Source organism: Phenylobacterium sp. (assembly GCF_013911965.1).
Classification (GTDB): Bacteria; Pseudomonadota; Alphaproteobacteria; order Caulobacterales; family Caulobacteraceae; genus Phenylobacterium.
Window position 1 is genome coordinate 150,822 of sequence record NZ_JACESE010000009.1, and the last position, 24,407, is coordinate 175,228.

General features: G+C 72.0%; 23 protein-coding genes. 14 read left to right on the forward strand and 9 right to left on the reverse strand.

The window, feature by feature from the left end; all coding sequences use genetic code 11:
* Positions 1 to 68: 68 nt before the first annotated feature.
* From H2041_RS11225 to gspN, 13 genes are all read left to right on the forward strand, one after another.
* The gene (locus H2041_RS11225; RefSeq protein WP_293412662.1) at positions 69 to 2,663 is read left to right on the forward strand and encodes a TonB-dependent receptor; all 2,595 of its coding nucleotides are present in this window, start codon (positions 69 to 71) and stop codon (positions 2,661 to 2,663) included.
* Between the two features lie 174 nt (positions 2,664 to 2,837).
* Positions 2,838 to 3,653, forward strand: coding sequence for a type II secretion system protein N (locus H2041_RS11230; protein WP_293412664.1), 816 nt, complete (start codon positions 2,838 to 2,840; stop codon positions 3,651 to 3,653).
* On the forward strand, positions 3,650 to 5,695 hold the full coding sequence (gene gspD, locus H2041_RS11235; protein ID WP_293412666.1) for a type II secretion system secretin GspD: 2,046 nt from the start codon (positions 3,650 to 3,652) through the stop codon (positions 5,693 to 5,695). Before H2041_RS11230 ends, gspD begins: the two co-directional genes overlap by 4 nt.
* 1 nt (position 5,696) lies before the next feature.
* A complete protein-coding gene (gspE, locus tag H2041_RS11240) occupies positions 5,697 to 7,202 on the forward strand; it encodes a type II secretion system ATPase GspE (RefSeq protein WP_293412668.1) in 1,506 nt (501 codons plus the stop codon).
* Positions 7,189 to 8,397, forward strand: a complete 1,209-nt coding sequence (gene gspF / locus H2041_RS11245; protein ID WP_293412670.1) for a type II secretion system inner membrane protein GspF — start codon at positions 7,189 to 7,191, stop codon at positions 8,395 to 8,397. The genes gspE and gspF overlap by 14 nt, the downstream gene beginning before the upstream one ends.
* A 22-nt stretch (positions 8,398 to 8,419) precedes the next feature.
* Positions 8,420 to 8,866 carry a type II secretion system major pseudopilin GspG gene (gene gspG, locus H2041_RS11250; protein WP_293412672.1) on the forward strand — a complete coding sequence of 149 codons (447 nt, stop codon included), beginning with the start codon at positions 8,420 to 8,422 and terminating at the stop codon, positions 8,864 to 8,866.
* Positions 8,841 to 9,332, forward strand: coding sequence for a GspH/FimT family pseudopilin (locus tag H2041_RS11255; protein WP_293412674.1), 492 nt, complete (start codon positions 8,841 to 8,843; stop codon positions 9,330 to 9,332). The genes gspG and H2041_RS11255 overlap by 26 nt, the downstream gene beginning before the upstream one ends.
* Complete coding sequence (gene gspI, locus H2041_RS11260) at positions 9,316 to 9,690, forward strand: type II secretion system minor pseudopilin GspI (protein ID WP_293412676.1); 375 nt, start codon at positions 9,316 to 9,318, stop codon at positions 9,688 to 9,690. Before H2041_RS11255 ends, gspI begins: the two co-directional genes overlap by 17 nt.
* Positions 9,687 to 10,268, forward strand: coding sequence for a type II secretion system minor pseudopilin GspJ (gene gspJ, locus H2041_RS11265; RefSeq protein ID WP_293412678.1), 582 nt, complete (start codon positions 9,687 to 9,689; stop codon positions 10,266 to 10,268). The genes gspI and gspJ overlap by 4 nt, the downstream gene beginning before the upstream one ends.
* Complete coding sequence (gene gspK, locus H2041_RS11270) at positions 10,265 to 11,245, forward strand: type II secretion system minor pseudopilin GspK (protein WP_293412680.1); 981 nt, start codon at positions 10,265 to 10,267, stop codon at positions 11,243 to 11,245. The genes gspJ and gspK overlap by 4 nt, the downstream gene beginning before the upstream one ends.
* Positions 11,242 to 12,351 (forward strand): type II secretion system protein GspL, encoded by a 1,110-nt coding sequence (gene gspL / locus H2041_RS11275; RefSeq protein ID WP_293412682.1) that lies wholly within the window; start codon positions 11,242 to 11,244, stop codon positions 12,349 to 12,351. The genes gspK and gspL overlap by 4 nt, the downstream gene beginning before the upstream one ends.
* Positions 12,351 to 12,818, forward strand: a complete 468-nt coding sequence (gspM, locus tag H2041_RS11280; RefSeq protein WP_293412684.1) for a type II secretion system protein GspM — start codon at positions 12,351 to 12,353, stop codon at positions 12,816 to 12,818. The genes gspL and gspM overlap by 1 nt, the downstream gene beginning before the upstream one ends.
* Positions 12,815 to 13,537 carry a type II secretion system protein N gene (gene gspN / locus H2041_RS11285; RefSeq protein WP_293412686.1) on the forward strand — a complete coding sequence of 241 codons (723 nt, stop codon included), beginning with the start codon at positions 12,815 to 12,817 and terminating at the stop codon, positions 13,535 to 13,537. Before gspM ends, gspN begins: the two co-directional genes overlap by 4 nt.
* Here the strand turns inward: gspN and H2041_RS11290 are convergent.
* From H2041_RS11290 to H2041_RS11315, 6 genes are all read right to left on the reverse strand, one after another.
* Positions 13,534 to 14,283 carry an A24 family peptidase gene (locus tag H2041_RS11290; protein ID WP_293412688.1) on the reverse strand — a complete coding sequence of 250 codons (750 nt, stop codon included), beginning with the start codon at positions 14,281 to 14,283 and terminating at the stop codon, positions 13,534 to 13,536. The genes gspN and H2041_RS11290 overlap by 4 nt on opposite strands.
* Before the next feature lie 32 nt (positions 14,284 to 14,315).
* Positions 14,316 to 15,347 carry a substrate-binding domain-containing protein gene (locus tag H2041_RS11295; RefSeq protein ID WP_293412690.1) on the reverse strand — a complete coding sequence of 344 codons (1,032 nt, stop codon included), beginning with the start codon at positions 15,345 to 15,347 and terminating at the stop codon, positions 14,316 to 14,318.
* 60 nt (positions 15,348 to 15,407) lie between these two features.
* Positions 15,408 to 16,526: a phytase gene (locus tag H2041_RS11300; RefSeq protein WP_293412692.1), complete on the reverse strand. Its 1,119-nt coding sequence runs from the start codon at positions 16,524 to 16,526 to the stop codon at positions 15,408 to 15,410.
* Between the two features lie 69 nt (positions 16,527 to 16,595).
* The gene (locus tag H2041_RS11305; protein WP_293412694.1) at positions 16,596 to 17,687 is read right to left on the reverse strand and encodes a tyrosine-protein phosphatase; all 1,092 of its coding nucleotides are present in this window, start codon (positions 17,685 to 17,687) and stop codon (positions 16,596 to 16,598) included.
* A gap of 13 nt (positions 17,688 to 17,700) precedes the next feature.
* Positions 17,701 to 18,645: a TonB-dependent receptor gene (locus tag H2041_RS11310; RefSeq protein ID WP_293412696.1), complete on the reverse strand. Its 945-nt coding sequence runs from the start codon at positions 18,643 to 18,645 to the stop codon at positions 17,701 to 17,703.
* Complete coding sequence (locus H2041_RS11315) at positions 18,588 to 20,564, reverse strand: TonB-dependent receptor (protein ID WP_293412698.1); 1,977 nt, start codon at positions 20,562 to 20,564, stop codon at positions 18,588 to 18,590. Before H2041_RS11315 ends, H2041_RS11310 begins: the two co-directional genes overlap by 58 nt.
* A gap of 212 nt (positions 20,565 to 20,776) precedes the next feature.
* Between H2041_RS11315 and H2041_RS11320 the strand changes: the two genes are divergently transcribed.
* A complete protein-coding gene (locus H2041_RS11320) occupies positions 20,777 to 21,964 on the forward strand; it encodes a helix-turn-helix domain-containing protein (protein WP_293412700.1) in 1,188 nt (395 codons plus the stop codon).
* Between the two features lie 7 nt (positions 21,965 to 21,971).
* Here the strand turns inward: H2041_RS11320 and H2041_RS11325 are convergent, their stop codons facing one another.
* The 3 genes from H2041_RS11325 to H2041_RS11335 are packed head-to-tail and all read right to left on the reverse strand — an operon-like array spanning position 21,972 to position 24,357.
* Positions 21,972 to 22,214 carry a DUF4170 domain-containing protein gene (locus H2041_RS11325; protein ID WP_293412702.1) on the reverse strand — a complete coding sequence of 81 codons (243 nt, stop codon included), beginning with the start codon at positions 22,212 to 22,214 and terminating at the stop codon, positions 21,972 to 21,974.
* Positions 22,215 to 22,231: 17 nt separating this feature from the next.
* Positions 22,232 to 23,029, reverse strand: coding sequence for a 3'(2'),5'-bisphosphate nucleotidase CysQ (locus H2041_RS11330; protein WP_293412704.1), 798 nt, complete (start codon positions 23,027 to 23,029; stop codon positions 22,232 to 22,234).
* A complete protein-coding gene (locus tag H2041_RS11335; RefSeq protein ID WP_293412714.1) occupies positions 23,026 to 24,357 on the reverse strand; it encodes a TldD/PmbA family protein in 1,332 nt (443 codons plus the stop codon). Before H2041_RS11335 ends, H2041_RS11330 begins: the two co-directional genes overlap by 4 nt.
* Between the last annotated feature and the right edge of the window lie 50 nt (positions 24,358 to 24,407).

Genomic DNA, 24,407 nt, shown 5'->3' on the forward strand with positions numbered 1-24,407 from the left:
CTCTCGGGCGGCGGGGATCGTCCCCGCCGCCCGATCTCGTCCACGTCGATTCCCACAGGGCTGCGAACATGAAGATCTCCCTTTCCCTGAGCGCGATGCTGCTCGCGACGACGGCGCTGTTTGCGCCGCAGACCGCCCTTGCTCAGACGGAAGGGTCTGAGACCGAGGTCGAGGAACTGGTCGTCCGGGGTCGCTACATCCCCGACGTCATGCGCGAAACGGCCGAAGTGGCCACCATCCTGACCGCCGACGACCTGCAACGGCAGGGCGACGATACGGCGGCCGAGGCCCTGACCCGCCTGTCCGGCCTGTCGGTCGTGGGCGGCCGCTTCGTCTATGTCCGCGGCCTGGGCGAGCGCTATTCCTCGGCCCTGCTGAACGGCTCGCCGCTGCCGAGCCCCGAGCCGCTGCAGCGCGTCGTGCCGCTCGACCTCTTCCCGTCGAACGTGCTGGCCGGCACCACGGTGCAGAAGACCTACTCGGCCGCCTATTCCGGCGAGTTCGGCGGCGGCGTGATCGACCTGCAGACGGTCGCCGTGCCTTACGAGCCCTTCGTGTCCCTGGGCTTCAGCGTCGGCGGCAACACCGAAACCACCTTCGACGACGGCCTCGTCTACTACGGCTCCGACACCGACTGGACGGGCTATGACGACGGCACGCGCGACACCCCGGACGAGCTTGACCTGGCGCTGCGCAGCGGTCTGCGGGTCGACAGCTCCAACTTCACCGACGAAGAGCTCCAGGACATCGGCCAGTCCTTCGTCAATGCGCCGCTGAACCTGCTGCAGCGCTCCTCCAGCATCGACCCGAACTACTCCATCGACGTCTCGGCCGGCACCTCGGTCGACCTCGGCTGGGGTTCGCTCGGCGTGGTCGCCGTCGCCGGCTTCGACAACTCCTGGCGCACCCGGCACGGCGTTCAGCAGGAAGGCATCGTCCAGGGTTCGGATCTCGAGGTCCGCACCGACTACGACTACGTCTCCACCCAGAACGACGTTGTGCTGAACGGCCTGCTCGGCGTCGGCCTCGACTGGGGTCAGAACGAGATCCGCTGGACCAACCTCTACGTCCACTCGACCACGAAGGAAGCCCGCTCGCGCGCCGGCTACGACGAACTGGCCGGGGCGGACGTGCGCGACGACTACACCGAGTGGTTCGAGCGCGCCCTGATCAACACCCAGCTCACCGGCGCGCACGAGTTCGGCGATCTGCAGGTCGACTGGCGCACGGCCTTCGCCCGCACCTCGCGGGACGCCCCCTACGAGAAGGGCATCCGCTACCGCCTGGTGAACGGCGTCTATCTGCACAACGCTTCGCAGGAGCAGAACTACACCCGCTTCAGCGAAGTCGAGGACTCGGTGCTCAGCGCCGGCCTCGACCTCTCCTACACCCTGCCGCTGTCCAGCGTGCGTGAGGTGATCCTGTCGGGCGGCGTGGCCTATATGGACAACGACCGCCACGCCGAGGCCCGCGAGTTCCGCTTCCTGGCGCTGAACAACTCGCTGTCGCTCGCCGAGCAGATGCAGCGCGTCGACTTCCTGCTGTCGGACTACAACATCCGGCCGGACGGTCTGGTGATCCGCGAGACCACCGGCGCCGAAGGGGCCGCGGCCTACGAGGCGGCGCTGGAGACGAAGGCGGCCTACATCCAGGCCGACGCCGAGATCTTCCCACTGGTCCGCCTGGCGGCCGGCGTCCGCTACGAAGACGCCACCCAGTCGGTGACGCCGATCGACCTGTTCGGCGCCTCCAGCCCGGCGGTTCCCGATCCGCTGGAAAACGCCTACTGGCTGCCGACGGCGACGGTGACCTGGAACTTCTACGAGGACATGCAGCTGCGCTTCGGCGCGTCCAAGACCATCGCCCGTCCGCAGTTCCGCGAACTGGCGCCGCAACAGTACCTCGACCCCGACAACGACCGCCTGTTCATCGGCAACCCGTACCTGACCGACAGCGAGCTTCTGAACATCGACGCCCGCTACGAATGGTACTTCGCCAACCAGCAGTATCTGACGCTCGGCGCCTTCTATAAGGACATCGACAAGCCGATCGAGTCGGTGGTCAACGAGGCCGGGGCGACGGTCCAGCAGACCTACATCAACGCCCCGAAGGCGATGCTCTACGGCGTCGAGGCCGAGGTGAAGAAGGTCTTCGAGCCCGTCGTCGACACGCCCTGGCTCGCCAACAAGCGCTGGCTGATCCAGGCCAACTACACCTACTCCAAGTCCGAAGTGCAGGTGGACTCGGGCGACGTGGTCTTCCCGCTGGCGGGCGGCGGCGCCTCCCGTCCGGCCGAAGACTACGTGACCGACGGCAGCCAGCTGCAAGGCCAGTCCGAGCATCTGGCCAACCTGCAGTTCGGCTTCGAGGACGATGTCGCCCAGTCCCAGGCGACCCTCCTGGTGGCCTATGCCAGCGAGCGCATCACCGCCCGCGGCCGTCCCGGCCAGCCCGACCTCTATCAGGATCCGGGCACGATCGTGGACTTCACCTATCGCAAGATGGTCCCGGTCATGGGCTACGACCTGACCTTCTCCTTCGAGGCCCGCAACCTGCTGGCCGAGGACTACGAGGAGTATCAGGAACTCGGCTCGGGCCGCGTGAACAACAACACCTACGACCTCGGCCGCTCCTTCTCGGTCGGCGTTTCCACCCGCTTCTGACGGGTCGCTCCGGGGGCGGCGAATGCGCCGTCCCCGGATTATTTTCGGACAGGTGCGGCGAAGCGTCTCCAAACCCGGCCGCTGTCATCCGTTTGTCACTGAAAGTTTACATGAACTCCCGGCGGGCGCGCCCTTTTGGCGTCCCACCTGATCCTCGGGACTTCGGAGAACTCCGTGAACCTTCCCGCCGTGATCCGCGGCGTTTCCGTTCGGCCCCGGACGATCCTGGCCGTGACGGAGGTGGCCCTCGTCGTGGTCCTGAGCGTCCAGGCCGCACGCCTGGCCTGGAGTCTCGCCGCCCCGCCGCCGGGGCCCCTCGGCGCCCCCGCCGTCACCGCGCCGACGACCGCCGCTGACACCGACATCCTCGCCCGCTTCGATCCCTTCTTCCGCCAGGGCCTGGCGGCCGCCGCCGCCGCGGACGCCGCCCCGCAAGGCGATCTCCAGCTCTTCGGCGTCCGCACCGGCGGTCCCGGTGGCGGCTCGGCCATCATCGGCGCAGCCGGCGGAGAGCAGCGGCTCTACACCGTCGGCGAACGGCTGCCGGGCGGCCTGACCCTCGCCGCCGTCGCCGCCGACCACGTGATGCTGGGACAGGGCGCAGGCGCCCGGCGCCTGAGCTTTCCGGTCCCTGGCGCGACGCACGGCGCGGCTCCTCCTCCGCCGCCGCCTCCGGCTGCGGCCACGGGCGAGAGCCAGGCGGCGGTCACCGGCGCTCAGCTGCGCGCGGCCATGACGCTGACCCCGCGCATGCAGGGCGGCCGCCCGGCCGGCTACGCCGTCATGGCGCGCGGCGCACAGGGGAGCGCCATCCTCGCCCGTGCGGGCCTCCAGCCGGGCGACGTGCTGCTCGCCGTCGACGGCTCCGAACTCAACCCCGAACGCGTCGGCGAACTCGCCGACATCCTCGCCTCGGCCGGCCACGTCGACCTCCGCTACGAGCGGGGCGGCCAGGTCATGACCACACGCCTGCGGATGACTGCCCCGTGAAACGACTGATCTGCGCCCTCGCCCTCGTCACGGCCACAGGCGCGAGCCTGCCGCCTGCACCCGCCTATGCTCAGCAGCAGATCCTGAACCTGCAGGACGCCGACATCCGCGTCTTCATCCAGGACGTGGCCCGGGCCACCGGCCAGACCTTCATCATCGACCCGCGGGTCCAGGGGAAGGTGACCATCACCAGCCAGGAGCCGCTGTCGCGGACGGAGCTCTTCGAGGTGATGCTCTCCACCCTGCGCGCCAACGGCCTGGTGGCCGTGCCGGCCGGCGCCGGCGTCTACCGCATCACGCCGGAGGAGGGGGCGGCGGCCCAGCCCTCCAGCCTGTCGGGCGGCGGCGGATACGGCTTCTCCACCCAGGTCTTCCGGCTGCGCAGCATCGACGCGGCCTCGGCCGCCGAGACGCTGAAGCCCCTGATCGGGCGCCAGGGCGTGGTCATGCCGAGTCCCCGCGGCAACCTGCTGGTCGTCGCCGACTATGCCGACAACCTGGCGCGCATCCGCAGCCTGCTCGGCCAGATCGACACCGATCGGACGCTGACGGAGACGGTGACGCTGCGATCCTCCTCGGCGCGGGAGATGGCCGGCGTGGTCAATCAGCTGCTCAACCCGCCCGGGGCCGATCCCAACGCCCGCAACGGCATCGTCTCGGTCGTCGTGGTGGAGAGCAGCAATTCGCTCATCCTTCGCGGCGAGCCGGACGCCGTCCGCCCCATCCTGTCGGTGGTCGAGGACCTCGACCGCCGCGCCGAAACCAGCGGCGACGTCCGCGTCATCAACCTCCAGCACGCCGACGCCGAACAGCTGGTGCCGGTCCTGCAGCAACTCGTCGGCCAGGCCGTGACGCCGGCCGGCGGCGAGGGCGAGGCGTCCGCCGCGCCGGCGGCGGCCGCCGCGGCGGGGCAGGGCCAGACGGCCACGGCCGGCGGCGGCGGGCGGCGCGCCAACATCGCCCGCTATCCCGGGGCCAATTCCATCATCATCGCCGCCGACCCCGAGACCCAGCGCGTCCTGGGGGAGGTGATCCGCAAGCTCGACAATCGCCGCCGGCAGGTGCTGGTCGAGGCCATCGTGGTCGAGCTGTCCGACAACGCGGCCAAGGCTCTGGGCGTCCAGCTCGCCATCGCCGGCCAGAACGGCTCCTCGGTGCCCTTCGCCGCCACCAACTATTCGAACACTGCGCCGAACCTGCTGACCCTCGGCGCCGCCGCGGCGGCCGAGGGCGAACTGGACGAGGATTCCGCGGCGCTCCAGAGCCTGCGCCAGGCCGCCCTCGATTCCCTCCTGGGCGCTGGCGGCATCATCGCCGGCGGTTACGGCCAGAACGACGACGCCATCTTCGGCTTCATCATCAATGCGGTGAAGACGGACACGACCTCGAACCTGCTCTCCACGCCTTCGGTGATGACGCTCGACAACCAGGAGGCCACCATCCTGGTGGGCCAGGAGATCCCGATCACCACGGGCGAGGTGCTGGGCGACGCCAACACCAACCCCTTCCGCACGGTGCAGCGCCAGGATGTCGGCATCCAGCTGGAGGTGAAGCCCCAGATCAACGCGGGCGGGGCCATCACGCTCTTCCTGCGCCAGGAGGTCTCCTCCATCGCCGGGCCGGTCAGCGAGGACTTCAACGAGCTCATCCTCGACAAGCGCGAGATCGAAACCACCGTGGCCGTGGACGACGGCGACATCGTCGTGCTGGGCGGGCTCCTGGACCGCAACGAGCGGGTGACGGTGGAGCGCACGCCGATCCTGGGCGACGTCCCGGTGCTTGGAAACCTCTTCCGCTCCAATTCCCGCGCCAATGTGCAGCGCAACCTGATGGTCTTCATCCGCCCGACCATCATCGACAGCGCCGCCTCGGCCCGGGCGGTCACCGCGCCGCGCTATGACTACATCCGTCGCCAGGAGCTCTCGCGCAGTCCCGACGGGATCAGCGACCTCGACGCTCTCGTCCGCGACTACATGCAGGCGGAGCCCGTGACGGCCGCCCCGGCGATCCCGCCGCCGCCCGCGCCGCCGACGGCGAACTGAGATGACCGCCCCCGTCCATCCGCTGCTGCCCTACGGCTTCGCCAAGCGGCACGGCGTGGTCCTGCTGGGCGTCGACGAGGCGTCCGAAGGCGCCGCGCGCGTGGGCCTGCGCGAGGGCGCCGACCCGCTGGCGCTCACCGAGGCGCGCCGCGCGCTCGGCCGGCCGCTCCGGGTGGAGCCGCTGGGGCGCACCGAGTTCGAACGTCGCCTGTCGGAAGCCTATGCGGGCGACGGCCTGGCCGCCTCCGGCGCGGACGACCTCGACATGCCGGGCGGACTGGACAGCCTGGCCGAAGACATCCCCGCCGCCGCCGACCTGCTGGACAGTCAGGACGACGCGCCGATCATCCGCCTCATCAACGGCGTCATCGCCGAGGCCATCCGCCGCGGCGCCTCCGACGTCCATATCGAGCCGTTCGAGACGGCGCTCCTCGTCCGCCTGCGCATCGACGGCGTGCTGCGCGAGGTGCTCAGCCTGTCGCCGCGGCTCGCCCCGCTCATCGTCAGCCGCATCAAGGTGATGGCCAGGCTCGACATCGCCGAGCGGCGCGTGCCCCAGGACGGCCGCATCTCGCTGGCGCTCGGCGGCCGGTCGCTGGACGTGCGGGTCTCGACCCTGCCCTCGCGCGCCGGCGAGCGGGTGGTGATGCGGATCCTCGACCAGGAGCAGGCCGGCATTCCGCTGGAACAGCTCGGCATGCGCCCGGCGGTGCTCTCGGCCTTCGAGGCGGCCCTGCGCGAGCCCAACGGCGTCATCCTGGTCACCGGGCCCACGGGCTCGGGCAAGACCACCACCCTCTATGCCGGCCTGACGCGCCTGAACGACGCCAGCCGCAACATCCTGACGATCGAAGACCCGGTCGAATACGCCGTGGCGGGCGTCGGTCAGACCCAGGTCAACGCCAAGGTCGGCATGACCTTCGCCGCGGGCCTGCGGGCCATCCTGCGCCAGGATCCGGACGTGGTCATGGTCGGCGAGATCCGCGACGTGGAGACCGCCCAGATCGCCGTCCAGGCCAGCCTCACCGGCCATCTGGTGCTGTCGACCGTCCACACCAACGACGCGGCGGGCGCCGTCACGCGCCTGCGCGACATGGGGGTGGAGCCCTTCCTGCTGGCCTCCACGATCCGCGTCATCATCGCCCAGCGTCTGGTGCGCCGCCTCTGCCCCCACTGCCGCCGCGCCGAACCGGCGGACGCCGCGACGGCGAGGCTCGCCGGTGTCGCCGAGGGCCAGATGCTCTTCCGCGCCCAGGGCTGCGCCCAGTGCGGCCAGACCGGCTATGCCGGCCGCGTCGGCGTCTATGAGGCCATCCGGGTGGACGACCGCATCCGCCGCCTGATCAGCGAGAGCGCCGGCGAGGACGACATCGCCGCGGCCGCCCAGGCGGCCGGCGGCGGCACCCTGTCCAGCGAGGCGCGCGCCTATGTGCTCGAAGGCCTGACGACGGTCGAGGAGGCGCTGCGGGTGACGCGCCAGGAGACGGCGGGCCATGGCGAGCTTTGACTATGTCGCCCTCGACCTGGCCGGCCGCACCCGCACCGGCAGCCTGAAGGCGCCCGACGAGGCCGCCGCCCGCGAGACGCTGGAGCGCCGCCGCCTGGCTCCGGTGAAGGTCAGCCCCGGCGCCGCCCGTCCGTCCTCCGCCGCGCCGGTGCTGGGCGGGCGGCTGGACACGCGCCAGCTGGCCCTCGTCACCCGGCAGCTCGCCACCCTGATCGCCGTGGCGCCGCTGGAGGAGTCCCTGCGCACCATCGCCGCCCAGGCCGAGAAGCCCGCCGTGCGCCGGGCGCTGAACGCCGTCCATGCCGGCGTGCTGGAAGGCTATCGCCTCTCCGACGCCATGGGGCGCGAGGGCCGGGCCTTCCCGCCGCTCTACCGCGCCATGGTGGCGGCGGGCGAAAGCTCCGGCTCGCTGCCGTCCATCCTCGAACGCCTCGCCGACCTGCTCGAGCGTGACCAGGAGGCCCAGAGCAAGGTCACCGCCGCGCTCATCTATCCGGCGGTGCTCGCCGTCACGGCCCTGCTGGTCGTCCTGGCGCTGATGACCTTCGTGGTGCCCAAGGTGGTCGACCAGTTCGAATCCATGGGCCAGACCCTGCCGCTGCTCACCCGGGTGGTGATCGGCGCGTCGGATGCGGTGCGCAGCTACGGCCTCGTCATCCTGGCCCTGCTGGTCATCGCGGGCTTCGGGGCCGCCCAGGCCCTGCGGCGGCCGGAGATCCGTCTGCGGGCCGACGCCGCCCTGCTGCGCCTGCCCCTGATCGGGCGCCTGATCCGCGACCTTCACGCCGCCCGGCTCGCCCGCACGCTCTCGACCATGATCGCCAGCGGCCTGCCGATCCTGGAGGGGCTTCTGATCACCGCTCCCACGGTCCACAACCGTGTCCTGCGCCAGGCGACCCTCGACATGGCCGAGATGATCCGCGAGGGCGGCAGCCTGTCGGCGGCGATGCGCAAGGTGGGCGTCTTCCCGCCGCTGCTGGTCTACATGGCCGCCAGCGGGGAGAACAGCGGCCGGGTGGACCTGATGCTGGGCCGCGCCGCGGAATATCTGGAGCGGGAGTTCGCCACCTTCACGGCCGTGGCCCTCAGCCTGCTGGAGCCCGCCATCATCGTCCTCATGGGCGGGCTGGTGGCGGTGATCGTGCTCTCGATCCTCCTGCCCATCCTGCAGATCAACACCCTGGCCTTCGGCTAGGCGCGTCATTCAAGGAGTAAGCATGACCCGTCGCGACATCCGCACCCGTCCGGCCAGCGAGGCCGGCTTCACCCTGGTGGAGCTGATGGTCGTGGTCGTGATCCTGGGCCTCCTGGCCACGGTGGTCATGATCAATGTCCTGCCGAGCCAGGACCGCGCCATGCGCGAAAAGGCCAAGGCCGACATCTCCACCCTCGAGCAGGCGGTGGAGACCTACCGGCTGGAGATGCTGACCTATCCGACGACGGCCCAGGGGCTGCAGGCGCTGGTCCAGGCGCCGGCCGGCCTGTCGCGGCCCGAGCGCTACCGCGACGGCGGCTATATCCGCCGCCTGCCGGACGATCCCTGGGGCAATCCCTATCAGTACGCCTATCCCGGCGAGCGCGGCCGGTTCGACGTCTATTCGTTCGGCGCCGACGGGGCCAAGGGCGGCGAAGGCGAGGATGCGGACATCGGCAACTGGAACTGAGCCGCGTCCGCGCCAGGGCTCGGAGGCCGGCTTCACCCTCGTGGAGCTGATGGTGGTGCTCGTCATCATCGGCCTCCTGGGCGCGGCCGTGGTGATGACGGCGCCGGACGGCCGCGGCGAGGTGCGCCGCGAGGCCGAGGCCTTCGCCGTGCGCCTGCAGCGGGCGCGCGAGGAGGCGCTGCTGACCAACCGCGCCGTCGAGGTGCAGGTGGACGGGGAGGGCTACGCTTTCCGCACCCTGCGCCGCGGCGAATGGGAAGCGCTGGCCGCAGACCCGTTCGAGGCCCACCGCTGGGACGACGGCGTCACCGCCCGCCTGACGGCTCTGGACGGCCGGGACGGCGTGCGCTTCGACCCCACCGGCGCGGCCGAGCCCGCGGAGGTGACGGTCTCCCGCGCCGACCAGCGCATGCGGGTGGCGGTGAGCGAAACCGGCGAGGTGCGGATCGATGCGCCCAGCCGCTGACCTGGCCCCCGATCGGGGGTTCACCCTTATCGAACTGCTGGTGGCGCTGGCGGTCTTCAGCCTCGCCGTGCTCGCCCTCCTGAACCTGGCGGGCGAGAACACGCGGACGGCCCAGGTGGTCGAGACGCGCACCCTGGCCGCCATGGTCGCCGAGAACGCCGCCATCGAGGCGCTCATCTCGCCGCAGCCGCCGACGCTGGGCCAGGAGGACGGCGCCGCGCGGCTGGGCGATCGCGACTGGCTCTGGCGGCGCACGGTGACGGCGACCGAGGGACTGCTGCGGATCGACGTCCAGGTCGCCGCCGAAGGCGAGCGCCAGGTGGCGGCGGAAGTCACCGTCTTCCGGGGGGGCGCATGAAGGGCTTCACCCTGGTGGAGATGCTGGTGGCGCTGGCCATCTTCAGCCTGCTTTCGGCGGCGGGCGTGGCGGTGCTGGGCTTCGCCGCCGACAATCGCGCCGTGGTCCGTGAGCGGATGGACGAGCTGGCCGCCCTGCAGAGCGCCCGGGCCCTGATCAAGGCCGACCTGGAACAGGCGGCCGACCGCCGCACCCGCACCGCCGACGGCGCGGCCGGCCGGGCGCTGACGGGGGGCGAAGCGCCGGGAACGCCGCTTCTGGCCTTCACCCGCCGCGGCTGGGACAATCCCGACGCCGCGCCGCGGGCCTCCATGCAATATGTCGAGTACGAGCTGGAGGGCGACCGGCTCGAACGCCGCGCCCGCGCCGCGCTCGACGGCGCCCCGCTGGGCGAACCCCAGGTGCTGCTGCGCGGCGTGCGCCGCGCCGAGGTGGACTTCTATTCGCGCGGCCAGTGGGCGCCGGCCTGGGCCGGCACGCCAACCCAACCCCTGCCGCAGGCGATCCGCCTGACCATGGAGCTGGAGGACTTCGGCGAGATCACCCAGGTGGTCCTGTTGCCGGGGGCCCTGTCGTGAGGACTCGTCCGGCCGCCGAACGGGGCGTGGCCCTGCTCACCGTCCTGCTGCTCGTCGCGGTGCTGGCGACGCTCGCCGCCGTGGTGCTGGACGACATCCGCTTCGGCCTGCGCCGCACGGCCAACGCCCAGGCGGTGGGCCAGGCCCGCTGGTACGCGCTCGGCGCCGAGGCCCTGGCGCGCGAACAGGTGGAGCGACTGCTGCGCGCCTCCCCCGAACGCATCACGGCCGCCGGCGGCTGGAACGGCCGGGCCTACAGCTTCCCGGTGGAGGAGGGGCTGATTCAGACCAGGATCAGCGACGCCACCGCCTGCTTCAACCTGAACAGCGTCGTACAGGGCGTGGGCGAGCAACTCTCCGCCCGCCCCGCCGGCGCCGAGCAGTTCCGCGCCCTCCTGGAGGGCCTGCGCTTCGCTCCGCGCGACGCGGAGATGCTGGCCGCCGCCCTGACGGACTGGATCGATTCCGACGCCGTTCGCGAGGCCGGCGGGGCGGAGGACGCAGCCTATCTCGACGGCGAGGCCGGCTACCGCACCGGCGGAACCCTGCTGGCTGAGGCGAGCGAACTGCGCGCCATCCGCGGCTTCACGCCGGAGGCCTATGCGCGCATGCGGCCCTGGGTCTGCGCCCTGCCGACCACGGACCTCTCGCCGGTGAACGTCAACACGCTGACCCCGGAACAGGGCGTTCTGATCACCATGCTCACCAAGGGCGCGCTCAGCCCCTCGGCCGGGGCGCGCCTGATCGAGGGGCGTCCGGCCGAAGGCTGGACGCAGACGAGCTTCTGGCAGGAACCGGCGATGCGGGAACACATCCCCCTCGACGGAGAGCTCCAGGTCTCCGCCCGCCCGCGCTTCTTCGCCCTGCAGACGCAGGTCGACTATCTCGACGCCGAGGTGGTCGCCAGCGGCCTCTTCGAGGTCGAAACCTCCGGCCAGGTCCGCCTGACCGCCCGCCGATGGACCTACGACGAATGAACCGAACCCGCATCGTCATCGCCGGCCACACGCCGGAGGCTGAACCCGCCTATCTGATCCTGGACGAGCTCGGCTCGGTCGTCGGCCGCGGCGTGCTCGCCGTGCAGGACGGTTCGGCGCTCGCCCCGCTGCGCACGGTGCTCGTCATCCCGGGCGCCGAGGTGCTCGTCCGCTGGCTGCCCCTGCGCGCCGGAAGCGAGGCCCAGGCGCGCGGGGCTGCGCTGGCCGCGCTGGAGGATCAGCTGGCGGCGCCTGAGGGGGCCCACGCCGCCGTCGGTCCGGCGGACGCCGAGGGGTTGCGGCCCTGCGCCGTCATCGCCGCCCGTCGGCTTCAGGCCTGGCTCGACCATGCGCGCCTGCACGGCCTTTCGCCGGAGGTGGTGATCCCCGACTGCCTGGCGCTCCCGGCGCCGCCGGACGATGAGGCGGTCCTGACGGCGGCTTTCGAGGAGACCGTGGCGGTGCGAGGCGCGCGCCTCGCCTTCAGCGGCGAGCCCGATCTCGTCGCGGCGGTGGCGGCCGACCGTCCGCAGACGCGCCTGGAAGGGCCGGCGTTGGAGCGGGCCCTGGCCGAGGCCGCCGGCGCCCCGGCGGTCAACCTGCTGCAGGGCGCCTTCGATCCGAAGCGGCAGGCCGAGCTCGGCTGGCGGGACTTCCGTCGCGTGGCCGCGCTCGCCGCCGCCGTGCTGCTGAGCCCCCTCGTCATCTGGGGCGCCCAGGCCGCCGCCTTCCACATCCGCGCCGAGCGCGCCGAGGCCCGCGCGGAGGCCAAGCTCGCCGCCCTGCTGCCCGAGGGGGCGGAGGTCACCGACGTCGCCGTCCAGGCCGAAGCCCTGCTCGCCCAGGCGATGGTGGGACAGGGCGGCGGCGCGAGCGGCCTGGCCGCCATCCTGCTCGGCGCGCTGGAGCCGCTCGACCAGGCGCAGCTCGAAAGCCTGATCATCATGCCCGACGGCACGGCCCGCGCGGCGGTCAGCCTGGCGGCCTATTCCGACACCGAAGCCCTCGCCCAGGCCCTGCAGGCCGAGGGGCTCTCCATGCGCGAGGAGGGTTCGCGCGAAGAGGGCGACCGCGTGGTCGCCGACATCATTCTGGGAGCCCGCTGATGCGCGACTGGTGGAACGGCCGTTCTCGGCGCGAACAGGTGCTGCTCGGCGTCATGGGCGCCTTGGTCGCAGGCTTCCTGCTCTGGTTCGGCGTCGCCGCGCCGCTCCAGGCGGCGGCCGCATCGGCGCGGGATCACCTCGCCCAGGCGCGGGCGGACGAGGCCCTGGTGGACGCGGTGGCCGAACGTGTCGCCGCCCAGGGACAGGCGCCGTCCGCATCGTCCGCCGCCGGACCGGTGGACCGTGTCGTCGCCGACACGGCGGCCGTCGCCGGCCTGCAGGTGGTCCGCGTCGAGGCGGCCGAGGGCGGGGTCCAGGCGGTGGTGTCGGGTCCCAGCACGTCGATCCTCCCCTGGCTCGCCTTCCTGGCCCGGGAGCAGGGGGTCGCCGCCCGCCATCTGACCCTGGTGAAGGGCGAGGGCGGCGTCCTCGACCTCGACGCCACCTTCGTGCGGGCCGCCCCATGAGCCCGCAGCGGCTGGACGGCCGCGCCCTGGCCGGCCTCTTCGCCCTGGCCGCCGTCCTGGCGCTCCTGGCCGCCGCGCCTCTGAGCCTGGTTCTCGGCGAACGCGCCGCCGCCGCCGGCCTTTCCGCCCAGAGCGTCAGCGGCACGGTCTGGCGCGGCCGTCTGCAGGGCGCCAGCTTCCGAGACCTGCCCCTCGGCGAGGTCCGCCTGGGGCTCAACCCCTTCACGCTGCTGATCGGCCGCGTTCATCTGGGCTTCTCGGCCGACCAGGCGAAGGGGACGCTGCGCCTGGCGCCGCAGGGCGCAGCCTTCCACGACATGGATCTCACCGCGCCCACCTCGGCGCTCGCGCCACAGTTCCCCCTGTCCGGCCTGGCGGAGTTCTCGGACCTGAGCCTCGATGTCCTCGGCGGAGCCTGTCGCAGGGCGGGCGGCCAGGTGCGGCTGAGCGAACTCGCCCTCGACGGCGCGCCCCTGCCGGGGCTCGTCCTGAGCGGCGCGCCGGCCTGCGCCGACGGGGCGGTGCGCCTGCCGCTTTCCGGGCAGGCCGAGGGCGTCGATGTGCAGGCCGATCTGATCGTCCGCCCGGACGGCGCCTACCAGCTCACCACCACGCTGCGCACCACGCGGCCGGAGCTCGATGCGGTGCTGACCGACGCCGGCTATGTCCGCGGTCTCGACGGCTACAGCCGAACCCAGGCGGGGCGCCTCGGCCGCTAGAGGCCGAGCGGACCGTAAAGCCAGGCGAGCCAGCCCCCGAGGGCCAGAAAGACGCCGAACGGCACGGGCTGGTCGCCCGCCACGGGCCGGCCGATCAGCCGCAGGATGAGCACGGCGGCGAGCCCGCTCAGCGAGGCCGCGATCATGATGGTCGGCAGGGCCCAGGCCCCGCACCAGGCGCCGGCTCCCGCCAGCAGATAGGCGTCGCCGCCGCCCAGGCCCTCGCGTCGGCGCAGCCGTCTGTAGAGCCAGGCGATCAGCGCCAGGACGAGGAAGCCCAGGGCCGCGCCGAGGGCGGCGTCGGCCAGGGCCCCGGCGCCAGCCAGGGACGCCGCAGCGAGGCCCGTGACGATCAGGGGAAGGGTGAGCAGCCGCGGCAGCCAGAAGTGCTCGGCGTCCAGCAGGGCCAGCAGCAGGAGTTGCCAGGCGTAGAGCGCGCCCAGGGCCCCTTCGGCGCCCGGATGGGCCAGGCCGGCCCAGAGCGCCAGCGCCGGGCAGGCGAGCTCAAGCGCCAGATAGCGCCGCGGGATCGGCGCGGCGCAGGTCCGGCAGCGCCCACGAAACAGGATGAACGACGCGATCGGAACGAGGTCCAGGGGGCCGAGCGTCCGTTCGCAGCCGGGGCAGGCCGAGCGCCCGAAGACGACCGGAAGCCCCCGCGGCAGCCGGACCGAGACGAGGCCGAGGAAGCTGCCGACGAAGGGGCCGATCAGGACGGGCAGGATCAGCCAGGCGAGATCGGACAAGGGTGCGCCGCCTCGCCTGGCTCAGACGCCGGTCAGGGCCGGCGCATCGGCGTCATGCCGGAGGCGACGCTCTTCATGGCCTCGTGCTGGTCGGCCGGCAGCGGGATCAGGCCACGGCCCTGCAGATAGCCGCCGCGGCCGGTGGCGGCGTCGGAGGCGAACTCGTTGACGAACTCCTGCAGGCCCTGGGTCACGCCGACATGGGCCTTCTTCACGTAGATGTAGAGCGAGCGCGAGAGCGGGTAGGAGCCGTCGGCGATGGTCGGCACGGTGGGCTCGACGCCGTCGATCGGCATGGCCTTCACCTGGTCCTGGTTCTCTTCCATGAAGGAATAGCCGAAGACGCCGAGCGCGCCGGGCGTCTTGGTCAGGGTCTGGACGATGGCGTTGTCGTTCTCGCCCGCATCGACCCAACCCTCGCGGCGCAGGGGATGGGTCGTCTGCTTGAACTCGTCCTCGTCCCGCGCCTTCAGCGCCTGAACGGTCGGGAAGGTCAGGGCGCCGGCCTCGATGCCCAGTTCGATGAAGGCGTCGCGGGTGCCCGAGGTGGGCGGCGGGCCGTAGACCAGGATGCGGTTGTCGGCCAGGCCCGGACCGATCTCGTTCCAGTTCGTGTAGGGATTGTCGACGAACTGGCCGCCGCGCAGCGTCTTGGCGCTGAGGGCGAGATAGAGGTGCGGCAGGCGGAACTGATAGGTCGGCGCATTGCGGTCGGCGGCGATGACGATGCCGTCGAAGCCGACCTTCATCTCGACGATGTCGTTGACGCCGTTGGCCCGGCAGGTGTCGAACTCCGCGGCGGTCATCCGGCGCGAGGCGTTGGCGATGTCGGGAAAGTTGTCGCCGACGCCGCTGCAGAAGAGCTTGATGCCGCCGCCGGTGCCGAGCGACTCCACCTTGGGCGCCTTCATGCCGGTCTTGCGGCCGAAATTCTCCGCCACCCGGGTGGTGAAGGGGAAGACGGTCGAGGAGCCCGCGGCCCACACATAGTCGCGGGCGGCGTGGGCCGATCCGGCGGCGCTGATCGCGACCGCGGCGGCGCAGAGGGCCAGAAGCTTCTTCATCGGTCTTTCTCCAGACAGGGTCGCTGGCGTGCGGATCGTCCGCAGTGTCGGGTGGAAGGCCTAAGGCGCCGCCGGGTCGATTTCCAGGGCCGACTTCACGGCGCGCCAGTCGACGAGCTTGAAGTTCTGCAGCTCGCGGACCACGCCGCCGGTCGCGCCTTCGGTGTCGGCGTCGTCCTGGACGACGATCAGCCCTTCCGCATAGGGGCCCACGGGGCCGCCGAGGGCGGCGACGCCGTCGGTGCCGGTCACCGCGTCCACGTCGCCGGCCGCGGCCACGGAGAAGCGGCCCTGGTAGTCGGCGGCCTCGCCGGCCACGCGCCAGACGGCGAAGGCGTTGTCGCCCTGGCTGGAGGCGATCAGATAGGTCTTGCCGGAGTCGCGCAGCAGGGTGAGGCCCTCGACATCGGGCGTCAGGCGCGGACCCGGCGCGGGCTCCAGCAGGGTGCGGGCGCCGCCCTTTGCGGGATCGATCGAGTAGCGCCAGATCCCCTTGGCCTCTTCCCCCACATAGAGGGCGCCGGTCGCATCGTCGATGACGCAGCCCTCGGCCTGCGAGCCGACGGCGAACGCCTGCTCCTCCACCCAGGTGGGCCGGCCCTGTTCGGCCGCGATGCGGAGCTGGCGCACGTCGCCGGCCTGGCCGACCACGACCACCAGCGTCTCCTCGCCGCGGCGGCCCATGCAGAGGCCATAGGGTTCGGAGACGGGCGCGCTCGCCAGACCCCAGGTCTTCACCTCGAGGGTGGCGGGATCCATCAGGAACAGCAGCGCGCCGCCCCGCGTGCGATGGCTGGCGGCCACCAGCACCTGCTCGCGCTCGCCGACCAGGAAGCCGGGGCGCAGATCGACATTGTTCAGCGGGCCTTCCGGCAGAAAGGCGCGGACCTCGCCGTCGAGGCCGTAGACGTAGAGGCCGGCCTTCTTGTCGGTGCCGAAGATCACGGCGCGGGAGGGGTCGCGCGGATCGGCCCAGATTTCCGGATCGTCGGCGGCGTCGCTGCGGGCGGTGCCGACGGCCTGCGTCTCGGCCGCGGCCGGCACGGGAACGCCCGTCAGGGTCGGATCCTTGGGCGAGTCGGAGCGGAGCTCCGGATCGAACGCCGCGCAGGCGGCGAGCGACAACGCGAAGGCCGTGGCGAGCGCCACGGCCGGCAGGCGGTTTTGCAGTTGGATCAAGGCGGCCTCCGTCGCAGACATTCTGCCCGCGGACGATGACAGTTGTTCGACGAAGGGCCGCCTTGTCCGCTACTCCGTCAGACGCGCGCGCAGCGCCGCACGCTCCTCGGGTCCCACGCCGAGCGCCTTTTCGAGATAGGCGTCCACCGATCCGTACTGCTTTTCGATGGCTGCGAACGTCGCCTCGATATAGGCCGGCTCCGTCCGCATCAGCACCCGTATCACCTCCGGCGGCAGGCGGGCGAACATGGCCGCGTCCGGGTCGTCGGGATTGATCGTCAGGCTCGTTCCGAGCAGCGTCTCGCTCATGGCGTAGTCGGCCACGACGATGTCGCGCGGCACGCCCAGCGCGCTCAGAACCAGGGCGGAGCCGACGCCCGTACGGTCCTTGCCCGCCGAGCAGTGCATCAGCATCGGCGTCTCGCCGGCCAGGAGCCGCTTAAAGAGTTCGCGGTATTCCCCGGCGTACTGCTCGTGCATCTGGCCGTAGAAGCCGATGAAGGTCGCGCGCATCGACTCCGCGGTCAGCGGTCCCTTGCCGAAGAGCTCCGACAGGTTGGCCCCCAGGCTCGCCTTGGGAGAGTTCACGAACACCGGCGCGGTCCCGACCCACAGGGTGGGCTCGATGGCCCGTTCCTCGTCGGTGCGCAGATCGCAGACCAGGCGCACGCCCAGCGCATTGACCTTCTGGAAGTCCGCGGCCGTCAGGCGGGCCAGCGTGTTGGAGCGGTAGACCTGCCCCCACTTCACGTGGCGGCCGTCCTTTGTCGGATAGCCGCCGATGTCGCGGAAGTTGGCGGCGCCTTCCAGCGGCACGACGCGGGCGGCGGTCCACAGGCCCTGGCGGGCGCCGTCGCCCTGCACGAAGAAGTAGGGCCGAACGCCGGCCCCGGCGGGATCGGTGAAGGTCGCCTGGCCATCGGTATCGTCATTGGCCGCCAGACGGCGCTGGGCGGGCGGAGCGTCGGGCCTTGCGGCCACATAGACGTCCACCGGGGCGCCCGCTTTGGCGGCCTTCCAGGTCACGGTGAAGGTGCGACCCTCCTGGGCGACGGCGGCCTGCGTGACGGGAGCCTGCGTGAGGGGGGCCGCGGCCGAGGCCGCCGTCGTCAGGACGGCGGCGGCGAGGGCGGCGCTCGCGAGCATGAGCTGTCGGGTCATCGGTCGTTTCTCCCTAGAAGTTGAAGCGCACGCCGGCGAGGTAGCGGCGGCCGGTGCCTTCCACCTCGATCGGGCGGTTCGTCGCGCCCTGGTAGCGGCGGCCGATTTCGTCGGTCAGGTTGTTGGCGTCGAAGAACAGGGTCAGCTCGGGCCGCACCTGGTAGCGGAGCGACAGGTCGAGCTGCTCGGTGGCGTCCCAGTAGGTCTCGTCGGTGGCGCCCACGCTCGGCTCGTCCAGCCAGGCGTCCCGCCACTGATAGGAGATGCGCGCCGAGACCCCGTAGCGCTCGTAGAAGAGCGAGGCGTTCACCAGCGTGTCCGACATGCCCGGATAGGCCGAGGTGGTTCCGCCCGGCGTCTTGAATTCGCCGTCCAGGAAGGTGAGGTTCCCCTGGAAGCCGAGGCCCGCCAGCGGACCCGGCAGGAAGTCCCACTGCTGCAGATAGGCGAACTCGACGCCGCTCAGCTCGCCGTCCGAGCCGTTGAGGGTGGTGGCGTAGTCATAGCCGGTCCGGTCCACGCCCCCCGCGTCGTAGCGGTCGTCCGTGATCACCGTGGTGGCGTCGAAGATCACGTCGTCCACCTTCCGGTAAAAGGCGCTGACCGAGGCGAGGCCGGCGCCCGGCAGGTACCATTCCAGAGCCGCATCCAGGCCCCACGCGCGCTCCGGCTCCAGGTCCGGGTTGCCGCCGGTGACGGTCTCGCTGACGTCGTCGACCGCCACGCTGGTGCGGATCTCGCCGAAGGACGGGCGGGCCACGCCGCGGATCAGGGCGGCGCGCGCCTTGATGTCGCGCGTGATCTCATAGTTCACGTGCAGCGAGGGGAAGAGGTCGGTGTAGTCGTTCTCCACCTCCAGCGGCGTCAGCACGCCCCCGGCGGCGATGACGCCGGCGCTGGTCAGGTCCACCCGCTCCACCCGCAGGCCGGCCAGGATCTCCCAGGGCCCCGAGTCCACTTGTTCTGAACGTAGGCCGACAGGATGTCCTCATCGACCGTGAAGCGGTCCTGCGGCTGGACGAGACCGTTCGGATCGTAGAGGCCGGCGGCCGTGGCCTGGGCCAACAGGGCGTCCAGGTCCTCGCGCAGGCCCGGATTGTCGACATAGGTCACGCCCCAGCCGCGCTGGAAATCGCTGTCCCACGGGGCGGCGGTGATGCGCGGGGTGACGCTCCAGGTCGTCCCGAGCCGGCCCGCCAGGACCTGCAGCTGGGGCGTGGCGCCGGGCAGGCCGGAGAAGGTGTTGCCGTCGGCGCGGCGCTGGTCGTACTTCACGCCCGCCTTCAGCACGGCCGCGGCGCCGAAGGAGGTCCAGTCGCGGGCGATGTCGAGCTGGCCGGTCCAGGAGTCGGTGTTCGTCTCCGCGACGATCGGGATCAGCACGTCGACCACGGAGCCCGTCTGCGGCAGATCGGCCAGGGCCGCGCCGCGGGAGAAGGTCGCGCCGGGCGTGGAGCGGTAGAGGTCGAGGTCCGGAATCCCGGCCTCGGCGCCGGTCCAGGCGAGCGACAGGCGGCCCGTGCCGGACGCGAAGTTCTCCTGGACGAGCGGCAGGTTTATGCCGGCGTCGGTGTGGGTGTAGTTCAGCCGCCAGGCGACGTCCCAGCCGAAGACGTTCTCGTGATCGCCGCCGAGGGTGTTGGCGAAGGTGTCGGAGTAGTAGCGGCCGTACTGCCAGGTGCCGGTATAGCCGGCGCCGTCGACGAAGCCTGAGTCGCCCACGCGGTTGGCCGGCGACTGGGTGCGGGCGCGCGAGAGCTGGAAGTCGTACTGGTTGCGCTGCTCGCGGTCGATGAACTCCGAATAGAGGCTGTCGAAGAAGATCCGGCCGCCGCCGTCCGGGCGATATTCGACGCCGAAGTGGCCGGCGTTGTTCTCCCGCTCCAGCCGATAGGAGCGGAACGAGAAGTCGTCGGCGGTCGACATGTCGCCGTCGCGGCTCCAGGTGATCTCGCGGTTGTCGGTCGTCTGGTTGCGGCGGTAGTGGGCCAGCGCCGCCGTCACGCCGAAGCGGTCGCCCGACCAGGAGACGCGGCCGGAGAACTGCCGCTGCGGCCCGTCGCCCAGCTCCATCTCGCCATAGCCGGCGTCGCCGGAGACGTGCAGGCCGCGCTGGTCGAAGGGCGAGCCGGTGACGATGTTGATCCGCCCCGCCAGGGCCTCGGCCGGCTGGTCGGGGGTCAGGGTCTTGTTGATCTCCAGGGACTGGATGACCACGGCGGGCACGGAGTCGAAGCGGAACACCCGCTCCTCGGCGCCCAGCACGTTGATCCCGTCCACCGCCACCACGGTCCAGCGCTCCGGCGCGCCGCGCAGCTGGACGTAGCGCTCCTGGCCCTGGTCGCGCTCGATGGCCACGCCCGGCAAGCGCGACAGGGCCGCGGCCGCCGACTGGTCGGGGAAGCGGCCGATGGCGTCGGCGGCGACGATAGAGACGATGTTCTCCGCCGCCCGCTGCTGGGCGATGGCCGCGGCCTGGGAGCCGACGATCGGGCTGGCGGTGACGACCACCTCCCCGACCTCGGTGTGGTCCGTGCGGCCGAGGACGATCTGCAGGGGCTGCGCGGTCGGGGCGCTCACCTGGATCGTACGGGTTTCGAAGCCGGGATAGCGCGCCTCGACCAGGTGCGCGCCGGCCGGCAGGGCGAGTTCGAAGCGGCCCTCGCGGTCGGTGCTGGTGCGCAGGTCCAGAGCCGGGACGGCGATCTGCACGGCGGCGAGGTAGCGGCCCGCCCCGTCGACCACGCGGCCTTCGACAGATGCGGCGGCGGCCGGGCTGGCGGCCGGAGCCTGGGCGTGGGCGAGGCCCGCGAGCGGCGCGGACATGGCCGTGGCGAGGAGGAGGGCCTTCAAGGCCCGGCGAGCTGGTTGCGACATGGAGACCCCCGTCTTGAGACGGGCGGTCGGATATCAATTCGAACGCATGTACAGTGTGAAGCCTGCGCGAAGTTTTCGCGACATCCGCGGATCAAACGCCGATTTGTCACCGATCTACGCGGCTGGGCTGCGATCCGCACGTCAAGCGCGCGGCCTAAGAGAGAACGAATGTACAGTTTGCCAGCCGAAGCGCCCTGCGCCATGAAGCGCACATGAGCGAGACGGCGCGCGATTCCCGTTCCGGCGCCGCCGAGCGGCTGGCCGCGGCGGCCCTCGACCTGGCGCTGGAGGCCGGGCTGGAGGCGGTGACGGCCCGAGCCGTGGCCGAGCGGGCGGGGGCCAGCGTCTCGGCGACCAACTACCATTTCGGCGGTCTGCCGGCCCTGACGCGCCAGGTGCGTCGCGCCTGCGTCGCCCACTGCCGCGCCTGGCGGGCGGCCAATCCGCCGGCCACGGCCCCGGCGGCGGCCTGGAGCTCGCAGGCCGCACGGATGGCGGCGGCCATGATGCGGGCGCTGGACGACCTGCGGCCCTGGCTGCTGCTGATGTCCGATTTCTGGGGCGAGGCGGAGGCGGGCTTCGCCGAGCACGGCGAGGACGTGGCCGCCGAGGCCGCCGCCTGGACCGACCACTGGCGCGCGGCGGCGCAGGCCGGCGGCGCGCGGGGCGAGGCGGCCGAGGCCTTCGCCTATCTCGCCCAGGGGCTGGTGGATCTGCTGATGGGCGAGCCCGACGCCGCCGTGCGCGCGGCCTGGATCATCGATCCCCTGGCGCGGCTGGAGGCGCGGCTGTCACGCGCCCCGCTGGCCGGCGCCGCGCCCGACCCCGCCGTGCGGCTGCTGGCCGACGCCCCCTCGGCCGAGGGGGCGCGCAAGATCCTGGCCGCGGCCATCGCGGTGATCGGCGAGCGCGGCGTGGCGCGGATGACCCAGCGCGAGGTGGCGGCCAAGGCCGGCCTGTCGCTGGCGGCCACCACTTACTTCTTCCGGACCAAGAGCGACCTGGTCCGCGCCGCCTTCCACGAGCTGCACCGCCAGGTGCGCCTGCAGGTGTTGGAGGGGCAGGAGCGGCGGCTGAACTGGCCGACCCTGGGCGCCGACCTGCTCATCAACCAGGCCGGCCGTGTGCGGGCCCTGAGCGCCCTGGTGCGCGCCGCGGCCCGCGATCCGGCGCTGCGGCCGCTGGCCGAGGAGAACCGCGCCACCCGCGGGGCCACCTCGCTCGGCATACTGCGCGCCAGCGGGGTGGAGGACGCCGACGGCCTGGACGCCTTCCTCTGGTCGACCCTGATGGGCGCGGTCTTCCATCGCGCCCGGCTGGCGCCGGCCGAGGCCCAGGCGGACGTCGTCGCGGCCGGCGACGCCCTGCTGCCCGTGGTGTTCGAAGCGGCGCGGCCTTAAGCGCGGCTCAGCCGGCCTTGTGCTCGTCGCCCGAGCCCGGATCGAGCAGCTTGTGGGCGTGGATGATGAAGTAGCGCATCAGGGCGTTGTCGACCGTGGCCTGGGCCTTGGCGCGCCAGGCGGCCAGGGCCTCCTCGTAGGAGGCGAAGGCGCCCACCAGGTCGATCTCCTTCGGATTGCGGAAATGGATGTGCTCCACATCCTCCAGTTCGCCGCCGATCACGATGTGCAAAAGCTGTTTGTCGGGCATAGAATCCTCAGCGAGGGTCAGTTTGGTATGGCGATATGCCGGACGCGGTCCATGATCAATGGGGCCAGCCGCGGCGTCGCGCACAAGAGGCTACGCTGCGACGGAACCTGCTGATTGTAGGTGAACGCGCCACCGAGATGATCGCCGCACCAGGCGCCCGATTCCCGGGCCACCAGATCGGCCGCCGCCAGGTCCCAGTCGGCCTTGTTGACCAGGGCCAGCGCCGCGTCGAACTGGCCCGAGGCCACCAGGCACATGCGATAGGCGGTGGAGTTGCGCGCCTCCACCCGCATCCTCGGCCACGGTTCGGGCCACGACGGATGGCCGAACATCCGCGCGTCGCCCACCATGCCGCAGCCCTCCAGCCGCTCGGTGCGGGCCGGCGCGATCATGGAGCCGTTCAGCCAGGCCCCGCCGCCGGCCGTGGCGGTGTAGACCTCGCCCACCTGGGGGGCATAGACGACGCCCGCGATGGGCTGGCCGTCCTCGACCACGGCGGCCGAGATCACCCACCAGGGGCGGTCCTTCATATAGGCGCGCGTGCCGTCGATGGGGTCGACCACGAAGACGCGCCGCCGCGACAGGCGGTCCAGGTCGTCGGCCGTCTCCTCCGACAGCCAGCCATAGTGCGGCCGCGCATCGCCCAGCTTGGACTTCAGCAGGGCGTCGGTGGCGAAGTCGGCGTTGGTGACGGGGGAATTGCCCTCCTTCCACGCCACCTTCAGGCCCCGCGCCCGCAGGTCGAGCGCCAGCGTCCCGGCCTCGACGGCCGCCGCCAGGAGCAGGGAGAGGTCCTCGGCGGCGGTGGTCGTCATTTGCCCGCGATCGCCAGGCTGTCGACCAGCAGGGAGGGCGAGTTCGACGCCCCCCGGATCTCCAGATCCGATCCGGGGACCAGCCGGGCGTACATCTCGATCAGATTGCCGGCGACCGTGATCTCGCTGACCGGATAGGCGATCTCGCCGTCCTCGAACCAGAAGCCCGAACACCCCACCGACCAGTCGCCGGTGTTGCCGTTCAGCGACGGCCCGAACATGGAGGTGACCAAGAGGCCCGTCCCCGCCGACTTCATCAGCGCGGCCTTGTCGTCGGTCCCCGGCTGCACCGTCAGGTTCGAGACCCCCACGCCCGGCGGCCCCGCCAGCCCGCGCGAGGCGTGGCCGGTGGTCTCGAGACCCAGCTGCCGCGCGCTGGCGGAATTGAGCAGCCAGGTGGTCAGCACGCCGCGGTCGATCAGGTCCATCTTCGTCGCCGCCACGCCCTCGTCGTCGAAGGGGGCCGAGCCCAGGCCCCGCGGACGCAGCGGATCGTCGGTGATGGTCACGTGCTTGCCGAACACCTCCTTCCCCAGCCTGTCCTTCAGGAAGGAGGAGCCGCGGGCGATGGCCGGGCCGGAAATGGCGCCGATCAGGGGGCTGATGATCGACATGGCCACGCGGTTCTCGAAGATCACCGGCGCGGTGGTCGAGGCGATCTTGCGCGAGCCCAGGCGCGCGGTCGCCCGCTCGCCCGCCGTGGTCCCGATGCCGGCGGCGTCCGGCAGGTCGGCGTGCCAGCGGGTGGAGCGCCCGTCATAGCCGGTCTCCATCGACTGGCCGTCGCCGGCGATGGCCGAGGCGCCGAGCGAGAAGCCCGAGGCCTGGTGCGCGCCGGAAAAGCCGTGGCTGGTGGCCATCACCCAGCGGGCGGACGACCAGCCGGCCGTGGCCCCGTCGGAATTGACCACGCCCGGCACGGCCCGCGCGGCGGCCTCGGCCTCCCGCGCCCGGTCCTCCAGGGTCTCCGGCGAAAGGGCGGTGGCGTCATAGAGCTCCAGGTCCGGCAGGGGCCCGCGGGCCAGCCGCTCCTCCGGCGCGAAGCCGGCATAGGGGTCCTCGGGCGCGAGCCTGGCCATGGCCACGGCCCGCTCCACCAGCTTGGCGCGCGCCTCGGGCGACAGGTCGGAGCCGGAGACGGTCGCCTGCCGGCGCCCGACGAAGACGCGCAGGCCGAGGTCGCGGCTCTCCTCGCGCTCCACCTCCTCCAGTTCGCCCCCACGGACGGTGATGGAAAGGGCCTGGCGTTCGGCGGCCACAGCCTCGGCCGCATCGGCCCCGGCCCTCTTGGCCGCGTCGATCAGCTCAGCGAGCAGGTTTTGATCCATGCGACGGATATGGCCCGCGGCGGGTGCGGGGGCAAGCGGGGGGAGCGCTG

Coding starts and splice junctions, on each gene's coding strand:
- gspJ (WP_293412678.1), top strand. CDS start 9,687: ATGAAGGGCTTCACCCTGGTGGAGATGCTGGTGGCGCTGGCCATCTTC.
- gspN (WP_293412686.1), top strand. CDS start 12,815: ATGAGCCCGCAGCGGCTGGACGGCCGCGCCCTGGCCGGCCTCTTCGCC.
- H2041_RS11295 (WP_293412690.1), bottom strand. CDS start 15,347: ATGAAGAAGCTTCTGGCCCTCTGCGCCGCCGCGGTCGCGATCAGCGCC.
- H2041_RS11305 (WP_293412694.1), bottom strand. CDS start 17,687: ATGACCCGACAGCTCATGCTCGCGAGCGCCGCCCTCGCCGCCGCCGTC.
- H2041_RS11225 (WP_293412662.1), top strand. CDS start 69: ATGAAGATCTCCCTTTCCCTGAGCGCGATGCTGCTCGCGACGACGGCG.
- gspI (WP_293412676.1), top strand. CDS start 9,316: ATGCGCCCAGCCGCTGACCTGGCCCCCGATCGGGGGTTCACCCTTATC.
- H2041_RS11330 (WP_293412704.1), bottom strand. CDS start 23,029: ATGACGACCACCGCCGCCGAGGACCTCTCCCTGCTCCTGGCGGCGGCC.
- gspE (WP_293412668.1), top strand. CDS start 5,697: ATGACCGCCCCCGTCCATCCGCTGCTGCCCTACGGCTTCGCCAAGCGG.
- H2041_RS11325 (WP_293412702.1), bottom strand. CDS start 22,214: ATGCCCGACAAACAGCTTTTGCACATCGTGATCGGCGGCGAACTGGAG.
- H2041_RS11335 (WP_293412714.1), bottom strand. CDS start 24,357: ATGGATCAAAACCTGCTCGCTGAGCTGATCGACGCGGCCAAGAGGGCC.
- H2041_RS11255 (WP_293412674.1), top strand. CDS start 8,841: ATGCGGACATCGGCAACTGGAACTGAGCCGCGTCCGCGCCAGGGCTCG.
- gspG (WP_293412672.1), top strand. CDS start 8,420: ATGACCCGTCGCGACATCCGCACCCGTCCGGCCAGCGAGGCCGGCTTC.
- gspL (WP_293412682.1), top strand. CDS start 11,242: ATGAACCGAACCCGCATCGTCATCGCCGGCCACACGCCGGAGGCTGAA.
- gspF (WP_293412670.1), top strand. CDS start 7,189: ATGGCGAGCTTTGACTATGTCGCCCTCGACCTGGCCGGCCGCACCCGC.
- H2041_RS11320 (WP_293412700.1), top strand. CDS start 20,777: ATGAGCGAGACGGCGCGCGATTCCCGTTCCGGCGCCGCCGAGCGGCTG.
- gspM (WP_293412684.1), top strand. CDS start 12,351: ATGCGCGACTGGTGGAACGGCCGTTCTCGGCGCGAACAGGTGCTGCTC.
- H2041_RS11315 (WP_293412698.1), bottom strand. CDS start 20,564: ATGTCGCAACCAGCTCGCCGGGCCTTGAAGGCCCTCCTCCTCGCCACG.